This window comes from Thiolapillus sp. (assembly GCF_048562965.1).
Lineage (GTDB): Bacteria > Pseudomonadota > Gammaproteobacteria > Chromatiales > Chromatiaceae > Thiolapillus > Thiolapillus brandeum_A.
In genome coordinates, this window is sequence record NZ_JBHNMF010001057.1 from 1 (window position 1) to 939 (window position 939).

The 939-nt window shown below is 49.6% G+C and carries 1 protein-coding gene; it reads right to left on the bottom strand.

All coding sequences use genetic code 11. From position 1 onward, the window contains the following. Positions 1-92 precede the first annotated feature (92 nt). Positions 93-629, bottom strand: a complete 537-nt coding sequence (locus ACOCD2_RS22240; protein WP_293675157.1) for a hypothetical protein — start codon at positions 627-629, stop codon at positions 93-95. Positions 630-939: the final 310 nt, after the last annotated feature.

Below are 939 nucleotides of genomic sequence, written 5' to 3' on the forward strand. Positions count from 1 at the left end.
CCAGCAACAAGGTGATTATTTTTGCTTGCATATTTCCTTATCATATTCCTGTTTGTTGATTATTCTGTTGTCCGCAGCAACATACATGCTCATTATCTTGGTTTCCTGGTTTTTCCGCTGTTACGACGCCGAACCTCATATTTCACTTCAACAGCCAACTCTCCTTCGTGTCCGAGTAGATGTGCTCCTTTATATGAAGGCATATCTTCAACAATGTGAAAATCACACCCCTGGCCGCAATCATCAGCACAGCCTGGCTGCTTATAGCCAGCAACACAGCGGATTGCCCAGTCGCCCCCGCAGGGCATCAGGTCATCCAGTGAGCATCCGCATTCCTCGCAGAACAGTCCGTCGAAGCCGTTCTGTCGCAAATAGGCGGCAACCATGTCCCGGCAATCGGGGTTCGGTTTGGCATTGAGGGGCACAGCCCGATTTTCCAGTTCCTCGGTCAGCCGGGCATTGGCGGCCCGTTCGCTATCAACTTGTTGCTCCAAGTCTGCCAATAGATCGGGATTGACCTGTCGGCGCAACAGACTCAGTTCGGATTCCATGACCTTTACCATATCGTTTAAGGCCATGGCTTGGCGCAGCAGTGCGTGATAGTTGTCTGCGGGTTTGAAATCAGGCATTAGATACTCCCTTTGGGGCTGGAGGAAGGGGCGATCTCGAAGGGCCGCCAATCGCTAGATTGGTATTTTGGCATAGAACCTTCCTCAAGCATTTGTTTCCGTCTTTACCGGCCGCAATTTAGTTTAGCGTAGAAACCCACGTCCTTAGGACGTGGTCATGAGTGATAGGCTCAGCCTGTCACGACTGATACGGCCCATGTTACAACCCGAAACTGAGTTGTCCCCACAACTGAATTAATTTCGGAGAAATAACAATGAGCTGTTTTGAAAAGTTAACGCATGTTCTCTGGCATTGCCAATACCATATTGT

What these genes read in the sequence shown, in the direction of transcription:
- ACOCD2_RS22240 (WP_293675157.1), bottom strand. Translation starts at nt 629, where the DNA reads ATGCCTGATTTCAAACCCGCAGACAACTATCACGCACTGCTGCGCCAA.